The following is a 15,117-nucleotide window of genomic DNA, read 5'->3' as shown; positions in this document are numbered from 1 at the left end:
CCGCCGCGCCGAGCAGCTCCCAGGAGGGCCGGACCTCAGACGGTGACCTTGGGATCCGCCGGCCCGAGGTACCGCACGGCGGTCCGTTCGGCATGCGGACCGAGCAGCCCCCGCAGCTCCTCCGCCGCGCCCCTGACGAGGTCGCCGTCGTGGCCGGCGCGGAGGGTTTCGAGTACGAGGACGACGCGGTCGGAGTCCTCGGTGACCCGGGTGCGGTGAGCGTCGCGGTGGTTCCAGTGCCGGGTCAGCACACCGGTGGCGTCCGCGTAGACGATCTCGCCCGGCTTGGGGTTCTCGACGACGTCGGGCTCGCCGAGCGGGGTGAACTCCTCGCCGCCGTCCGCGTACCGGATGTCGACATCACCGTCGACGTGGGCCAGGTCGAATGCCCCGGCGGGCAGACCGTGACGGACGGAGACGGCGTTGTAGGAGTCGACCGCCGGGTTGATGCGCGGCAGGGTGCCCCGCTTCGCGAAGCGGCGGCCGAGCGCGTCGACACTGGGCCGGATGCGGCGCGGATTGGTGCCGAAGGAGCGGTAGGCGGTGTGCCACGCCTCGATGCGCGGGTCGGTCTCGTCGGCGGGCCGCCAGACACCGTCGGCGAGCCGCTGCTCCAGGTCCTCCAGAGCGGCGGCGGTGTCGGGCCAGGGCTCTCGGCCGCGCAGGCCGGTGGCGGTGACCAGGGCGATGAGGGTGTCGGGGAAGGCGCCCGTGACGTCGGGGGCGAGGCGGAAGGCGGGCATGGGCGGTATTCCGTTTCTGGTTGCGCGGGTACGTGGGTGGGGCGGGGGAGTCGTTCAGGTCAGGGCGAGGAGGCCGACGGCGACGGCGGCGGTGCCCAGGCCGACGAGCTGGCCGCGGTGGATGCGCTCGGCGAGCACACCGCGGGCGAGCAGGACCGTGCCGGCCGGGTAGAGGGCGGTTATCACGGCGACGACGGTCAGGTCCCCGCTGCGGGCGGCGAGCAGGAACATCAGGTTCGCCAGCGAGTCCAGGACGCCCGCGGCGGCCGACATCGCGTAGGCGGGCCGCTCGGGGCCGAGCTTGCGGAACATCAGCCCGGCGGCGGCCAGGGTGACGGCGGAGGAGACCGCCCGGCCGACGATCAGCGGCGCCACGCCGCTGTCGGCGGGCGCCTGGTGCAGGAAGATCAGCTGGAGGGCTATGGCGGCACCCGCGCCGAGGGCCAGCAGCAGCGCGGTACGGGACGGGCGCGCGACACCGGCGCCGTGCCCGGCGCTGACCAGCACCACCGCGAACAGCGCGAGCGGCAGGCCCGCCAGCCCGGCGGCCCCCAGATGCTCGCCCTGGAACAGCCCCACACCGACCGGCAGCGCGGCGGAGACCAGCGCGGTCACCGGCGAGAGCACGTTCATCGGGCCGATCGCCAGGGTGCGGTAGAGCAGCGCGAACGCGGCGGCGGAGACGACCCCCGACGCCGCACCCCAGCCGAGGGCGCCGACGCTGAACGAGGCCCCGAGCACCGGCCACAGCAGCAGCTCGACCGCGAGCGAGGCCGGAGCGGCGATCATCACGGTACGCAGGACATGGGCCTTGCGGGCACCGAGACCGCCGAGGAAGTCGGCGCACCCGTACGCGAGTGAACTGCCCAGAGCCAGAAGCAGAGCGATCACAGCACATCCCTTACTATCATTGGAACGACCGAACCGTACAACGGATCGACCGGTCGGTGTCAACCAATCGACCGCACGGTTCATTCCAGTGGTGCCGTGGCGAGGATGGAGATCAGATGGCCGAGACGGCTGCGGCCCTGCGGACGGTCGCCCACAACGTCAGGGCTGCGCGGACCCGCGCGGGCCTGTCCCTGGACGAACTCGGCCGGCGCGCCCAGGTCAGCAAGGGCGCCCTGGTGGCGCTGGAGAGAGCCCAGGGCAACCCCAACCTGGCCACCCTGGTCCGACTGGCCGACACCCTCGGCATCTCGGTCTCCGCTCTGATGCAGGGCCCGCCCGAGGGCCGCGTCCGCGTCGTGGCCGCCGACGCCGTCGCACCCCTGTGGACCGGAGCGCAGGGCGGCGAGGCCCGGCTCATGCTCACCACCTCGGGCCCGGCCCCGGTGGAGATCTGGCGCTGGCGACTGGAGCCCGGCGAGGAGTACCCCAGCCACCCCCACCAGGCCGGGGTCACCGAGACCATCAGCGTCACCGCCGGCCGGATGACCCTGGTCGTCGACGGCACGGAGCACCCCGTCGAGGCCGGACAGACCGCCACTTTCGACGGCGACTCCGCCCACACGTACCGGGGCGCCGGTACCGGGACCTGCCACCTGGTCATGACGGTCCATCTGCCACCGGGACCCAATTCCGCACCCTGATCAAACACAACTCACAACGCGCAACGAAGGTGCGGATCGAATCCGATCCGATGAATGCCGCCGTTTGCGATACGGCACTGAGCGTCTTGCCGGGTCACGGGAATTCCCATCGCCGGGCAGGTCGTCGGGCATGTCCGGCGAGGGCTCGATGGGTGAGCGCGCGCATCATCCACGACCCTGTCATGGAGCTGTCCGGTCACGTGGTCGCGGGCGGGTCGCTGCGGACGGCGTCGGCGTCCCACTGGGCGCGGTTCAGCAGGTGCCGCATGCCGCCCGGGGCCGCCTCTCCGGCCCACTCGGTGATGGTCCACCAGCTCTTCCGGGTCAGGCCCGCGAGCAGTCCGGGCATCAACCGCTGTACCCGGCAGTGGGGTTCGACACGCGCGTACCGGCCTGCTGTCCGATCCGTCAGGCCTTTGTACGCGTCCTGCCGGCGGGCAGGGTCTACGCTGTGACCCGCGGTCACTGCGCGATCTTCTCTCTTCACGCACCGATGACCAACGGTGGCCGCATCTGTCGGCGAACCTGGAGCAGCCAATGACCTCGCCCGGCCCCGTCACCCGAGATCTGCTCGAAACCTTTGACGACGTACGTTCCAGAATCTTCGCTCGTCTCGACGGCCTCACCGACACCGAATACCTCTGGGAGCCCGTCGCCTCGTGCATGACGCTCCGGGCGGACGAGAACGGCGTGTTCCGCGCCGACCCACGGCCCGCAGGAGATGTCCGTCCGGCACCGTTCACGACGATCGCGTGGCGTATCTGGCACATCGGGGCGGACTGCCTGCGCGGCTACGGCCGCTTCTTCGAGGACGAATCCCCGAGCGGTGACCGGCACCTGTGGCCGGGCACGGCGACCGAAGGCGTCCAGACGCTGGCCAATGACTGGTCCCGATTCCGAGCCCGCGTCGAATTCCTCGGCGATGACCGTCTCCTCCAACCCATGGGCCCCCGCGCCGGCGCCTACGCTCACGAGAGCTACCTGCTGCTGGCCCTCCACGCCCTGGACGAAGCCGCTCACCACGGTGCCGAACTCGGCGTCCTCCGCGACCTCTACTTCCACGGCTTCACCGCGGAACAAGGGATGCGCGGCGACGAAGCCAGCACGACGACCTGACACACAGCCAGGCAACCGGACCACGCCCTACCGCTGGAGTACTGGGCTTCCAGCGGCGCACCGCGGACTGGAGCCTCCTGACTCGGAGACACGCCTGTCGCCCTCTCGATCGCCACGGGCACACCTGCCAAGTCCCCCTGCAGGGTGGGCCGCTCATCTCGCCGCCCGAGAACGCATCCGCCCTGGCCGGCAGGCGCCGTTCCCGCAGCGATGAGCAAACATGTTGGCCCGCTGTCGGCGAGCTGCGAAGATGCGTTTGTTTCCCAGGCGGACCTCGACCTCGCCCATGGACATCTGCTCCTGGGTGACCTGGACGGCACCGAGGAGATGCTCGGCTTCGTCCTTACAGCCTCGCCGGAGCGCATGTCGGCCAGCATCGTGCGCCGGCTCATTGTTCTCGGGCGGGAGCTGGAGGGGCCGCAGTACGGTGGAGCCGCGCAGGCGGTACACCTGCGCGAACGACTCCAGCACACGGCCGTCCGTGCGTCCCTGCCCGCCGCCCACGATGCAGCTGTCACCGACCGCTCCCGCCTGGCAGGCAGCGCCTGCAACGGAGACCAGGACCTGGCCGGGCAGTCGCTCTACCTGTGGCAGACGCCTCGGTACGACCTGCCCGGCCTCGTCGCTGAGCGGCTGGGCGACGTGCGCGGGCGCGTCGTCGACATCGGCTGCGGCAACGGCAAGGTCATCCAGCGGCTCCGCCAGGACCGCCCCGATCTGTCCCTGCTCGGCCTCGACATTGCCCCCGGAACTCTTGCCGGTGTCCCTGGCTCGGTTGCCGTGGCGGACGCGATGAGGCTTCCGCTGGCGGCGGGGAGCATCGATTCCGCTCTTGCGCTTCACATGCTCTACCACGTGCCCGATATTCCCCAGGCGGTCAGGGAACTGGCCCGGGTCGTGGCCCGCGACGGGCTGCTGGTCGCCTCCACCAACGGCGACCGCGACAAGGCCGAACTAGACGACCTCTGGCAGCGGGCCGCTGGCGACGTCCTCGGTATCGAGCGCGGTCCGGCCAGGATCTCGCTCAGTGCCCGCTTCTCCCTGGAGAAGGCTCCGGTCTTCCTCAGTGAGGAGTTCAGCCGGGTGGAGGTCGTCGAACTGCCGGGGACCATCGCGGTCCACGACCCGGAGCCTGTCATCGCCCACATGGCTTCGTACCGCGCCTGGGCGGACCAGCACGACGTGCCCTTCGACGCGACCATCGACCGCGCCCGCACACTCGTTGCCGACCACATCGTCCGCTACGGCGCGTACGAGATCACTTGCCTTGGAGGGATCCTCGTCTGCCGCCGCTGAGATCAGTCCAGCGGCGGCCAGGGCCCGTCCAGCAGGCGGCCCGCCTCCTCGACGATCTGTTCCGCCAGGTGTTCCCGGTCTCCCTGTCGGATCGCCGCCCAGTCGTTGTAGGCGTCGGTTTTCTCGACCAGTGGCTTGAGCTGCTGCGGGCGGGCCAGTGCGCCCCACCCTTCGTACGTGATCAGGTCACCGCCGGCGCCGGGGTCCAGGCTGCCGTTCACGATCAGATCGAGCCACCAGCGCATGAGTTCCCAGCGGGCCGCTTCCCAGGGGAGGTCGGTGGTGTCGGCCGGGAGGTTCTGGAGCAGGCCGAGTTCGCTCAGCACCTGGTCGAAAAGGGCGTCGGCCTGCTCGTGCTCGGAGCGTGACAGGCCGGCGAAGAGGGGAAGGGACTCCGTCTCGACGTCTAGGGCCAGGGCCGTGAGCCCGGCTTCGATGAGCTGCTCCGGGTGGTGTCGGCGGCCGATCAGGCGTTCCAGGGCCAGCATCCGGATGCAGTCGACGGCCTCCTGCGCGGTCATGGCATACGGCGTGAACGGCGTGGGCGCGGTGACGTCGATGCCCGGTCCGCCCTCGACGAAGTACGACCAGAAGTCGACGGTCGCGTGGGTGAGGAGGCCGCTCGATCGGCCGGCGAATTCGTGGTGGACGTAGTCGGTGAGGTCGTTCCCGTAGAGGATGATGTCGGTCTGGTAGATGGACAGGACGGGGTGTCCGTGCTCGCCCGCCGTGCCGGGCAGGTAGCGGTGCCCGTAGACCGGGACCAGCTGCGGCACGCTCTCCAGTTCGGTCCTGGCGACGCGCAGTGCCTCGGATTTCTCCGCCGGCCTCGACGGCCAGGCGGGATGCCAGAACCCGTTGCGCTCCATGTCGAAGAGCACCCCGTCCACCGGCCACGCCAGCCGCCCGGCCAGGTCCTCGGGGTCGCCGTCGCGCCAGTCGGGCCACCGCGACGAGCCCCGCGGGAGTCCGGCGGCGAGGAAGACCCGGTGATCCGCCGAGAAGGTGAAGCCGAACCGCGCCTCGACCGCGTCGAGCTCCCCCTCGGTGAGCCCCGGTCTGATCTCGGTTCGGAGCATGCCCTGAAGGGAGCGGGCGGCTTCCAGGGTCAGTCGTGGGGTCGACGGCGTGTTCACGCGCGCCAGCGTAGTGAGCGGTACGGCCCGTACATGCCAGGAGGTTGTGGCAGCCCGTTACCTCATCGCGTATTCGCTGCGACGGACTGCGACGACCTCGGTACCGTGGCGCCATGACGGACAGGGGAGAGCCGCAGGTCGTTGCGAACCGATGGGCCGATGTTTCGGATCCGGTGCCGGGAGGGCGTGGTATCTTCCGGGACTTCTGTTCCTGCTTCGACCAGTCCCGTCCCCGTCCGCGAGCCCGCGCCGGGTTTCACGCCGAGCGGCAGGACCCCACCGCGCCGGGCTGGCGGCGTCTTCTGGAGCTGGTCGAGGAGGCTGCTGCCGACGGGCGCGAGGAGTTCAAGCCGCTGATCGAGTTGAGCCCGGAGGAGCGCCGGCAGGTCATTACCCTGCCGCCGAGCATCGCCAAACTGACGGCGGTCAGGCACCTCGTGCTCTACGGCAGCAACCTGGTCCGGGTTCCGCCCGAGATCGGGGCTATGAGCGGCCTGGAGGAGTTCACCCCGTACACCTCCTACCGGTTGCACTGGTTCCCCTACGAGATCACCCGCTGCCGACGGCTGGCCCGCAGTACGGTGAGCACGCGAGCCCTCTTCGGCAACTTCAAGCTCCGGCCGCCCTTCCCGAAGCTGACGTCGTCCCCGGACTCCCTCGCGGGCCTCGATCCGGAACGTCTGGATCCCGGGCGCTGGGGTCCCACAGCCCTCCAAGGCTGCAGCGTCTGCGACGGCCCGATTCCACAAGGCGGACTCCAGCAGGTGTGGATCTCCCTGCGCGTGGCCACAGACGTGCTGCCGCTGCTGGTCAATGCCTGCTCGTCGGAGTGCGTCGCCTCCCTCCCCGGCGGTACTGACAACTACATCCCCACAGCCCACAGGGGCGGTCGAGTCGACCAGCCGCCGTCCTACTGGGACTGATCGGGAGGACGGCTCTGGAAGCTCCATCACCGTCCAGAGAGTGGTCCTTCCGCAGGCGGTGTTCGGTTTGGCTTCACGGACGGTGGGGTGGATGCGGTGCGAGGCGCGGGCTTCGATCGGCCGATGCCTACGGTTCCTTGCCGGCGCGCTGCTTGTACCCGCTTGTTGGGCTGGGCCGCGATGCGCCAGATCAGGACCTGGGCCGGGTGCTCAGCCGTGTCTGGTTCGCGTTCGGCCGCTTGGGCCAAGAGCTGGCGCGGGTGATGGCCGCCGGACTCGGCACGGGCGAGGGCGGTGACGAGGGCCGGCCAGGCCGGGTCGGTGAGGATGCGCTCGGCTTGGGCGGGGATGGCGTGGCGGATCGCGGCCTCGAAGCGATCGGCGTTTTGTTGGCGGGGTGTGCTGCGGGCGAGCTCGGTCAGGACGGGAGCGGCGTCCTGCTCGTAGCCGGTCTGGAGGTGGTGGAGAGCCTGTTCGGCTGCGGATGCTTGCTGTTCGTGGCCGCGTTGGGCGTGCCAGTGGGAGGCGGCTCGGGCCAGGTGGAGGGCGGCGAAGAGCACGGCGACGGCGAGGCCGCCTGGGCGTGCGAGGCGTAGGCGAGTTCCTTGGCGGCTTCTCGGAGGGCGGTGGCGGCTTGGTGGTCGGCGCGGATTGCCGACCGGCGAGCTCGGTTGAACGCCACTGCCGCTGCTTGGAGTTCTGCCCGGCGCGGACCATGCGTGGTGAGGGCCAGGTTGTGGAGGACATCGCCGAAGGCGGCCAGGTGGGCTTGGGCTATGGCGTCGTTGGCGGAGTCGACGGCTGTGTGGGTGGCGTGCAAAGCGGATGCGGCCCTGTGCCATGCCTGCGCCGGGTCCACCACCTGCCGGGGGCGGTCCGCCACATCCTGGTCGGGGAGGCGTTCGCGTAGGCGTTTGGTTGCGATGGAGGTGTGATGGCAGGCGACAGGCCCGAGTCCGGCGAGGTGCCGCTGCTCTACAGCGAGGGGAACGTGGCAGCGCGGGTCGCCTTGGAGCGTGAGGTCCGGGGATGGAGCACGACCGAGCTGGCGGAACGTGTGACCAGCGTCGGCGTGAAGATGAACCAGACTGCGGTCTGGCGCATCGAGAACGGCACCCCGCGCCGCCGCATCAACCTCGACGAGGCCCTCGCCTTCGCGCGGGTCTTCGAGCTCCCCCTCGAAGAGCTCATGTCGCAGCCCCTGGAGGGGCTCGACATCGACAGCCGGCGGCTCGTCCAAGAGGCCGTCGAAGCGTTCTACGAGGCCCGAGAGGCGCGCGACCGCCTCCATCACGCCGTCGTCGCCATTGCCGACCACATCAAGGCCCATCCCGACAGCTCGCGGGCGATCCACGAGCAGTGCCTCCGCCTCATGGGCGACGAGCGGGACGCTCGCACGCTCAGCGGCGACATCGAGGACGGCGGCCACTACTGACAACCGACATGAAGGAGAGGCCACTGGGCCAACGTTCAGAAGCGCCCCAACGGCAAATGGCGGGCCCGCTACCGCGACCTCGACGGGAAAGAGCACGCCCGCCACTTCGATCGCAAGCTCGACGCCCAGCGTTGACTCGACGAGGTCACGGCGAGCATGGTCACCGGCCAGTACGTCGATCCGCGCGCCGGCCGCGTCACCTTCGAGAAGTACGCCGAGAGGCGGGAGGGCTCGCTCATCGCCAGTGAGGCGGGCGAGCGCATCACCGACAACACGCTGCGGCTCCACCTCGTACCGGCGCTGGGAGCCCGCTCCATGGCGGCGATACGCCGCAACGACATCCAGGTGTTGTTCAAGGGCCTGTCCGACCAACTCGGTCCCGGCAGTGTGCGGAACGTCTACGACGTGCTCGTACGCGTCATGACCGCCGCCGTGGACGACAAGGTCATCGCCTCCAGCCCGTGCCGCAGGATCACTCTCCCCGCCATGTCGGACGAGGAGGTCACCCCGCCCGCGGCCGAGCAGGTCCAGGCGATGGCGCGGGTGATGCCGCCGTACATCCGCGCGGCCATCGTCACCCTTGCCGGCTCAGGGCTGCGTATTGGAGAGTTGCTCGGCTTGAAGGTCTCGGATGTCGACTTCAAGACCGGCGCCATTCGCGTCGAGCGCCAGCGGCTCCAGTCCGGGAAGATCGGCCCGCCGAAGACCGCCAAGTCCCGGCGTACGGTCCCGGTCGGCGAGGTCGTCACCGACGTGCTCCTCGCGCATCTTGCCGCCCGCCCGTCCAAGGACTGGCTGTTCACGATGGAGGAGGGGGAGCCGCTCAACTACCGGCGGTGGAAGACCGAGTGGAATGGGTCCGTCGCGCGCTCCAGACGGCCGAGAATAAGGCCGCCGAGCGAGAGGGCCGTAAGGCCGCCGGGCTGCCGCACATGGTCACCCACGACCTGCGGCACTTCTACGCCTCCGCGCTCATCGCCGGCGGCGCGGGCGTCAAGCAGGTGCAGCTGGTTCTCCGACACGCGTCCGCCGCCATCACGCCGCGGATCCCCGCCCACCTGCCATCTGTGGCCGGGCGAAGAAGACCGCCCCCGCTCCGTCATGGACGCCGTTCTCGGCGCCCTGCGGAGCGGGGGCGGGCAGGCAGGCGATGCGACCCGCGAATCCGCAGGTCGAACAGCCCAGCCATCGATCAGGCCTTCTTGGTCTCCTAGTAATGGGGCGGGTCGGTGACCTGCGGGGAGCTTCCCTGCGGGTCGCTGACCTGGCCTTTTGCTGATGGCTAGCGATGGGGTATGACGGTCGTGATCGGCTGTCCTGCGGACTGTGTGCGGACTGGTGCGGGACCGCGCGCGAGCGTGGGAGCGTGGGAGCCACCGGGTGTGGGTCGTTGAGGTGCCTCGTGGTGCTCGTGCACCGGCTGGCGGAGGTTCAGTACGTCGTCCGATGCATCGGTCTCCTCGTCATACCGCACCGGATGCAGCTGCCTTCCTTCGGCGGCCAAGACCGCCACGGTCAGGAGCGCCGTATGGCTCCCGACGCGAACAGCTGGACTAGAGTCGAGGCGAGATGCACCGCCATGACCGCCTCCTGCACGGTCTCGTCCCGGGTCTCTTGCAGGTTGCCGTGACGGCTAGTCTGTCCCGTCCACAGCAGGTCCATCATGCTCTCCACTACCGCCAGGCCCTCTGTCCCGGACGTGCCGATGATCGGCACGCTGAGCTTTGCCTGCACCTGGCGGAACTCCCCGAGCATCGTGCCTAGCGTCGCCTTGGCGTGCTTCGGCTGCAGGGTGGCGTGCGCGGCTGACTCGACCGCCTTGATTGCCTCGCTGTACGCCTTCACCGGATCGGGCTGCAGCGCGTACACGGCGTCGAGGGCCTGCCGCAGGTGACGGGTGGCCGAACCGCGCTCGGGCTGGTCCGCTGCCTTGGCGGCCTCGTCGGTGACCGCCGCCACTGCCGAGTCGACGCGCCGCACCAGGGCTCGCCCGTCAGCCCGGATCGTGTAGAGAGAGCCAGCGTCGTTGAGGAGCCGCTGCAATGGGACGCGATACTGCGTGTCGGGCAGGGAGTTCGCCGTGATGAGGGCAGCCTGCCACGTCGGGAGTCCTGCCGTCACCGGAGTGTTCTGCCATCCGCCGGTGGGCACCAGGTCGAGCAGTGCGTCAGTAACGTCCAGCAGCTTCTCGGTCGGAGTCCAGTAGGCGATGCGTTCGCCGGTGCCGACGTCCTCGTGACCGCTCTCCTCGGTGTACAGAACGACGTCGATCCGGACGGCGGCCCGCTCGGCGGCACCGGTATACCTCTCGGTCGTGGTGCGGACCCACTCCCTGAGCGGGAGTTCGAGGCTGGCGGGGACGCCGTCCCGCAGGGCACGAGCAGCAGGAGCATCGCGGTCGGACAGAGGCGTCCACTGGTCATCGGTCACCTGGCAAACGGTAGAGCTCCGCGCGGTCGTGCCGCATACGGGTTTCCGTTCGACCGCGTGCACTGTCTTCCGCCTTAGCACTGCGAACAGGTCCAGGAAGTCATCGACCGCCTGCGCCTCTAGCTGCCGCACCATCGCCGTCAGCAGTGTGGTCCGCTGCGGCTCCGGCGCCCACTCGATCGTCTGTGCCTTGCTCAGCGCGAACGCGGAGATTTCCTCCACCCGCTCCCTTGCGGTCCCCGTCGACTTCACGGAGGCGTCGCAACCCTCCAGCTCCGAGACCCGCCTGCCCTCCGGCGCCAGCAACAGTACGGCCAGCGCCGGCGCGAGCACGGGATCGGCCCGGTACGCTGCCCTGGTCACCGCGTCGTACAGGCGCCGTTCGGCCGCCGTCTGGGCCTCCGGCACCTGCCGGGCCAGCACCGAGACACCCAGCAGCAGCCCCTGTTCTCCCTCAGCCACGTCACCGCGTGGTTGAACAGCACCATCGGCCCCTCGGCGTGCGTCCACGCCCGCCCGTACAGGCAGCTGCGAAACTCCCGCCCCCGCTCCTGGTCGGTGAAATCGCGGTACTCGAACCGCTTCTGGATCTTGTCGGCGTGCACTCACACCCGGTCACGCCCCTGGGCCGCCGCTGGTCTCACCCGTCAGTTCCTGGTCGGCGGCGTCCAGGGATTGGCCAAGGGAGGTCGTCGATCGTCATGCCATTTTCCCGATCTTTCGGAGGAGATGCCTCTGACATGGCACGCAGGCTTGCTTCCGGGACACCATTAAAGAGTCCCTCTTCACGAATAAGTCCGTCGGCATTAGACATTGCAGGTCGGTCGCGTGTCACGGGCTGGGCGAGACGGATTCCTTGAAGTGGTGACTCCTCGGGATGCTGGTATATGTACTTTCGAGCCCCCATGGCTGTTTCTTGGTTGATACTTTGTGCGATCTTCGTCGATCCTGAAACAGCGAAGTCGGGAATTTCCATGCCCTCCCGGAGGTTTTTTGGTTGAATTGTGAGGGCGTGGCGGCGGCTGAGTGGGACCAAGAATAGGTCAGCTGTGAAAATGCCCACTCCTTGCCATGCGGGATAATCAGGTGCGACGGCAAGTGAAACGGGGTGGTCGGATGTGATTATTGAGCGTCGGTTGAATTTGAACAGCGTCCACTGGCAGTCGTTGAGGTAGGCGGCGGTGCTGGGTAGGAGATTCATCAGCAACCGGATGTGGTCCTTGGTGTCGGCGGTCATGTCGGGACCGCCCGGCTTAGTCAGGTCATGCCACTCGATGTCAAGCTCCTCGTCGCCGATGACGCGTCCCTCGGCCTCCTGAATTCGCGAACGCAGTGCCTCTTTCCCTGAGACTCCGACGAGGAGTCGAATCATTTCAGCGTTGTGATTCTTCTGATTCTGCCGTATCTGCTCGGCCCTTAGGTGCTGCAGGGCAATCCATGTGGCGAAAGATTTCCGGTGTTCACCTTGGATCGGCCAAGTCCCTGAGAGGATAATCTTCAGCGCCTCGGCGGCAGGGCTCTCGATTTTACTGAAGGCCCTCTCGAAGAAATCTGACAAAGAGCCATCGGGAAGTGTTACTGTATAGAAGTCCTTAATGACGCTCGCATCGCCAGTTGAAAGAACGGGTGCGGGGGCGCCAGGGAGTGAAACTCGGCGAATTCTTCCGGCGTCATCTGCGAAGCCGTTCAAGTAGAACTTGGAGACGGTGTGCTGTCTCCTAACTCGGTTGCTCAAGCCTTACTCCTGCGTCTGGTTGAGGAAGCGAATGGGCAGTGGGGCCGTGGTGAGGATCGTGCCGCGCTTACGGGAATGAGACCGAGGGGGAACCGATTTCCTTAGTTAACGCACGCTTGGATCCATACAGGGTCCCTACAGGGGGCACTCAATCTGGATGGCGATGGCACCGAGGGCTTCCTTCTCTGGGCGTAGATAGCGCAGATGTCAGCCAGTTGCTGGTCGCGGCGGGCGGTGGGGTTGACGTTTGTTGGGACCTCGCCGTCGAGGAGGGCTTCGAAGTCGGGGTACTCGGTGACGCGGAGAACGTTCACGTCGCAGGTCTCGTCGGTGCCTTTGATGCTGAAGCGGATGGTATCGCCCGCAGCGAGGTCGGCGAGGTGCGGATACTTGACCCGCACCTCAACCGTCTTGGTGCCTGCGGCGACGAGCCCGAAGTACTGGCGGTAGAGGTTGAGTTCGCGGACGCGGGCGGGTGCGGTCGGTCATCGGGAGGGAACGCTCCTGGGGGGATGGTGCGGGTGTCGAGCATCCAAGGGGCGGTGCTCTCAGGCAAGGGGGGCACGGCTTCAGCGGCGTGGAGTTGCCGGCCAGCAGCCTCGCTCCTGCCGATTTGATCAGGATCGGAAAATGCGTGCAGTCTCTGCCGTCCCGAGTTAAGGTACGGCAGAACTCACGCCAGAGGGACCATCATGCTCGGAAAGTTCAAACGTACGCGTCACGTCGACGGCGATTTCCTCACGCGCGCAATCGAAGATGCTGTGCTGGACCAGATTCGAAAAGGTTTGGATCCTGAGCGCGTCAGCGACCTGCTCTCCACTGCGGTCCCCGGTGTGATTGACGAATTGGCGCCTCAGTTGGCTGCCGCGATGATAAGGGACAAGCGAACGCTCCGAGCGAATAAGCGCATAGATCGTCGGTTCGATCGGAGACTCCAGAAGAAGTGGGGTAAAGCCCTCGATCTTTACTGGGTCCTTCATTCGGTGTGTGCCGAATTGGGCGAGAAGGAAGCGCATAAGGAGCGGGAGAACCTGGCACCCACTCGGGGGCACACGCTGGAAGCCCTTACGGGTCTTCATGTCACTGCTTGCCGCGTAGCAGGTGAGGTTCTTACCCTTCTCTCGCATGGGCATCCAAGGGGTGCCATGGCGCGATGCCGCACGCTTCATGAGACGGCTGTCATCGCTTGCGTGATTGCGGACGCAGCCGTGGACCCTGACCATCATGACCTAGCCGAACGATTTCTTGATCACGAAATCGTGGGATTGAGGCGTGACGCTCTCCAGTTTCAAAGGGATCACGTGACTCTTGGTGAGGAGCCGCTTGAGCAGGCGTACGTTGACGAACTCGAAAGGCGATACGCCAAAGTGCTCGCGAAATATGGGCAGAGCTTCAAGCGTGATTACGGATGGGCCAAGAGATTTTCACCGGACGATAACCTTCGGAAGCTGGAGGAGAAAACCTCCCTGAGCCACGTGCGCCCCTATTATCAATGGGCAAGCAGTGAGGTGCATTGTGGTGCCAGGGGGCTCGCTCAGAACTTCATAGAATACCGAGGGCTTGTCCTGCGGGACATCGGAAAAGTTAATGTAGGGCTTATCGATCCGGCGATCATGGCGCTAAACTCGTTGATTCAGGTTACGTTCTCCCTTGCGGTTAGCGGAGCTCCGGAAGGTCCGGATATCGAGGCGCTTCTTTGCGTGCGGGCGATTGAGGAAATGAGGTCGGCTTGTTCGCGTGCCTTTGAGGATGTGCAAGTCGAAATTGATCGTGCCGAGGAGCGAATTGCGAAGCGCATACAGAGGAAGAATGTCAGCAGCTGACTGGCAGCGTCTGCTTGCCACTTGCTTTGCGTCGGGTGGGTACGGGGTCAGTTTTGCCAAGCTCGTACCGGCGTCCTCGACGAGGGGTTCTGCTGTCCCTCCCCTCATGCATGCTCTGCTGAGAACGGATCGCCGCCCACCAGGAGGCGGGTCCATTGGGTGCAGGGCCGCCCTGGCGACTGGTCGCGCAGCAGTTGACGCTTCTAATGCCAGCCGTCGAGGGAGACCTCCGGGCCTCCCGTGAGGTATCGGTGAAGGGCGCTTGAAGTGGTGTCGACGAAATGCTCGGGTACTGCGTCGGCGTCGACCCAGCGGACCTGGGAGTGCTTGCGGGGTTCGCGGTTTTCGGGTTCGCCGGTCCATTCGTGGGCGGCGAAGACGACGGTGAGGAAGCCGTTGGGGGCTTCGACGCCCCAGGCGCCGTGGATGATGTGGGCAACCTTGAGGGACTCGGGCTTGACCGTGAGGCCGGTCTCCTCGTAGAGCTCGCGGACGGCGGTCTCGGTGATGGGTTCGCCCGGCTCGCTCTTGCCGACGGGGAGGTCCCACATGCCCTGGGCGAACTTGGCGTTCTCGCTGCGCTGGAGGAGGACGACGCGGTTGGTGGCCTTGTCGTGGACGATGACGGCCGCGACCAGCAGGGTCATGGATTCGAGCGCCGGCTTGAGGGCCTTCGGCTGATCGTCGGTCTGCTGGGTCACGGTGTTCCCTTCGGCGGGTGGGTTGTTGGGCATGTTAGGCGAGGGCTTCGCGGGCGCGGCGGGCGAGATCGGTGGCGCCGGGAACGCGGCGGGGGTCTGTACAGCGAACGGTGGGACTCGGTTGATTGTTTCTACCGGCGTCCGGCGGTGAGTCGGCCGTCGAAGGTGATGTCGAAGGCGTTGAGTG

General features: G+C 67.4%; 15 protein-coding genes and 3 pseudogenes. 8 read left to right on the top strand and 10 right to left on the bottom strand.

The annotated features are described in order from the left end of the window. Positions 1–35: 35 nt before the first annotated feature. On the bottom strand, positions 36–743 hold the full coding sequence (locus tag ABZ622_RS08735) for a phenylalanine--tRNA ligase beta subunit-related protein (protein ID WP_360541669.1): 708 nt from the start codon (positions 741–743) through the stop codon (positions 36–38). A 54-nt stretch (positions 744–797) separates the two neighbouring features. Next, complete coding sequence (locus ABZ622_RS08730; RefSeq protein WP_360541668.1) at positions 798–1,634, bottom strand: EamA family transporter; 837 nt, start codon at positions 1,632–1,634, stop codon at positions 798–800. Between the two features lie 116 nt (positions 1,635–1,750). On the opposite strand from ABZ622_RS08730, the gene ABZ622_RS08725 reads away from it, so the two are divergent. Further along, entirely contained in the window at positions 1,751–2,335 is a 585-nt protein-coding gene (locus ABZ622_RS08725; protein WP_360541667.1) for an XRE family transcriptional regulator, read from the top strand. Positions 2,336–2,531: 196 nt separating this feature from the next. Here the strand turns inward: ABZ622_RS08725 and ABZ622_RS08720 are convergent, their stop codons facing one another. Then, the gene (locus tag ABZ622_RS08720) at positions 2,532–2,684 is read right to left on the bottom strand and encodes a hypothetical protein (protein ID WP_360541666.1); all 153 of its coding nucleotides are present in this window, start codon (positions 2,682–2,684) and stop codon (positions 2,532–2,534) included. Positions 2,685–2,872: 188 nt separating this feature from the next. Here ABZ622_RS08720 and ABZ622_RS08715 point away from each other — a divergent pair, with 188 nt between their 5' ends. Then, positions 2,873–3,451 (top strand): DinB family protein, encoded by a 579-nt coding sequence (locus tag ABZ622_RS08715; protein ID WP_360541665.1) that lies wholly within the window; start codon positions 2,873–2,875, stop codon positions 3,449–3,451. A 489-nt stretch (positions 3,452–3,940) separates the two neighbouring features. Then, positions 3,941–4,747: a class I SAM-dependent methyltransferase gene (locus ABZ622_RS08710; RefSeq protein WP_360541910.1), complete on the top strand. Its 807-nt coding sequence runs from the start codon at positions 3,941–3,943 to the stop codon at positions 4,745–4,747. A gap of 2 nt (positions 4,748–4,749) precedes the next feature. Here the strand turns inward: ABZ622_RS08710 and ABZ622_RS08705 are convergent, their stop codons facing one another. Beyond that, positions 4,750–5,883 carry a hypothetical protein gene (locus tag ABZ622_RS08705; RefSeq protein WP_360541664.1) on the bottom strand — a complete coding sequence of 378 codons (1,134 nt, stop codon included), beginning with the start codon at positions 5,881–5,883 and terminating at the stop codon, positions 4,750–4,752. A 113-nt stretch (positions 5,884–5,996) separates the two neighbouring features. Here ABZ622_RS08705 and ABZ622_RS08700 point away from each other — a divergent pair, with 113 nt between their 5' ends. Next, a complete protein-coding gene (locus ABZ622_RS08700) occupies positions 5,997–6,806 on the top strand; it encodes a leucine-rich repeat domain-containing protein (protein ID WP_360541663.1) in 810 nt (269 codons plus the stop codon). A 26-nt stretch (positions 6,807–6,832) separates the two neighbouring features. Here ABZ622_RS08700 and ABZ622_RS08695 read toward each other — a convergent pair. Beyond that, positions 6,833–7,731 (bottom strand): annotated as a pseudogene (locus ABZ622_RS08695) (mobilization protein); the annotation flags it as partial. A 9-nt stretch (positions 7,732–7,740) separates the two neighbouring features. Between ABZ622_RS08695 and ABZ622_RS08690 the strand changes: the two are divergent. The 3 genes and pseudogenes from ABZ622_RS08690 to ABZ622_RS08680 all read left to right on the top strand — a co-directional run bounded on the left by ABZ622_RS08690 (position 7,741) and on the right by ABZ622_RS08680 (position 9,455). Further along, positions 7,741–8,241 (top strand): helix-turn-helix transcriptional regulator, encoded by a 501-nt coding sequence (locus ABZ622_RS08690; protein ID WP_360541662.1) that lies wholly within the window; start codon positions 7,741–7,743, stop codon positions 8,239–8,241. Positions 8,242–8,397: 156 nt separating this feature from the next. Beyond that, positions 8,398–9,105, top strand: a pseudogene (locus ABZ622_RS08685) (site-specific integrase); the annotation flags it as partial. 68 nt (positions 9,106–9,173) lie between these two features. Further along, positions 9,174–9,455, top strand: coding sequence for a hypothetical protein (locus ABZ622_RS08680; protein WP_360541909.1), 282 nt, complete (start codon positions 9,174–9,176; stop codon positions 9,453–9,455). Between the two features lie 301 nt (positions 9,456–9,756). Here ABZ622_RS08680 and ABZ622_RS08675 read toward each other — a convergent pair whose 3' ends face one another. The 4 genes and pseudogenes from ABZ622_RS08675 to ABZ622_RS08660 all read right to left on the bottom strand — a co-directional run. Further along, positions 9,757–11,133 (bottom strand): hypothetical protein, encoded by a 1,377-nt coding sequence (locus ABZ622_RS08675; protein ID WP_360541923.1) that lies wholly within the window; start codon positions 11,131–11,133, stop codon positions 9,757–9,759. After that, entirely contained in the window at positions 11,031–11,276 is a 246-nt protein-coding gene (locus ABZ622_RS08670) for a DUF4158 domain-containing protein (protein WP_360541660.1), read from the bottom strand. Before ABZ622_RS08670 ends, ABZ622_RS08675 begins: the two co-directional genes overlap by 103 nt. Positions 11,277–11,311: 35 nt before the next feature. Next, positions 11,312–12,406, bottom strand: a complete 1,095-nt coding sequence (locus ABZ622_RS08665) for a DUF4238 domain-containing protein (RefSeq protein WP_360541659.1) — start codon at positions 12,404–12,406, stop codon at positions 11,312–11,314. A 135-nt stretch (positions 12,407–12,541) separates the two neighbouring features. Further along, positions 12,542–12,879 (bottom strand): annotated as a pseudogene (locus ABZ622_RS08660) (ASCH domain-containing protein); the annotation flags it as partial. Between the two features lie 219 nt (positions 12,880–13,098). Here ABZ622_RS08660 and ABZ622_RS08655 point away from each other — a divergent pair. Then, on the top strand, positions 13,099–14,229 hold the full coding sequence (locus tag ABZ622_RS08655) for a DUF5677 domain-containing protein (RefSeq protein WP_360541658.1): 1,131 nt from the start codon (positions 13,099–13,101) through the stop codon (positions 14,227–14,229). Positions 14,230–14,432: 203 nt separating this feature from the next. On the opposite strand, the gene ABZ622_RS08650 is transcribed toward ABZ622_RS08655, so the two are convergent. Further along, positions 14,433–14,963, bottom strand: a complete 531-nt coding sequence (locus ABZ622_RS08650) for an NUDIX domain-containing protein (RefSeq protein WP_360541657.1) — start codon at positions 14,961–14,963, stop codon at positions 14,433–14,435. Positions 14,964–15,117: the final 154 nt, after the last annotated feature.

This window comes from Streptomyces sp. NPDC007164 (genome assembly GCF_040634135.1).
GTDB classification, from domain to species: domain Bacteria; phylum Actinomycetota; class Actinomycetes; order Streptomycetales; family Streptomycetaceae; genus Streptomyces; species Streptomyces sanglieri.
The sequence above is the reverse complement of the archived record's forward strand: the minus strand, read 5'-3'. Positions and strand labels throughout refer to the sequence as shown.

What these genes read in the sequence shown, in the direction of transcription:
- ABZ622_RS08735 (WP_360541669.1), bottom strand. Translation starts at nt 743, where the DNA reads ATGCCCGCCTTCCGCCTCGCCCCCGACGTCACGGGCGCCTTCCCCGAC.
- ABZ622_RS08725 (WP_360541667.1), top strand. Translation starts at nt 1,751, where the DNA reads ATGGCCGAGACGGCTGCGGCCCTGCGGACGGTCGCCCACAACGTCAGG.
- ABZ622_RS08720 (WP_360541666.1), bottom strand. Translation starts at nt 2,684, where the DNA reads ATGCCCGGACTGCTCGCGGGCCTGACCCGGAAGAGCTGGTGGACCATC.
- ABZ622_RS08715 (WP_360541665.1), top strand. Translation starts at nt 2,873, where the DNA reads ATGACCTCGCCCGGCCCCGTCACCCGAGATCTGCTCGAAACCTTTGAC.
- ABZ622_RS08700 (WP_360541663.1), top strand. Translation starts at nt 5,997, where the DNA reads ATGACGGACAGGGGAGAGCCGCAGGTCGTTGCGAACCGATGGGCCGAT.
- ABZ622_RS08690 (WP_360541662.1), top strand. Translation starts at nt 7,741, where the DNA reads ATGGCAGGCGACAGGCCCGAGTCCGGCGAGGTGCCGCTGCTCTACAGC.
- ABZ622_RS08680 (WP_360541909.1), top strand. Translation starts at nt 9,174, where the DNA reads ATGGTCACCCACGACCTGCGGCACTTCTACGCCTCCGCGCTCATCGCC.
- ABZ622_RS08655 (WP_360541658.1), top strand. Translation starts at nt 13,099, where the DNA reads ATGCTCGGAAAGTTCAAACGTACGCGTCACGTCGACGGCGATTTCCTC.
- ABZ622_RS08650 (WP_360541657.1), bottom strand. Translation starts at nt 14,963, where the DNA reads ATGCCCAACAACCCACCCGCCGAAGGGAACACCGTGACCCAGCAGACC.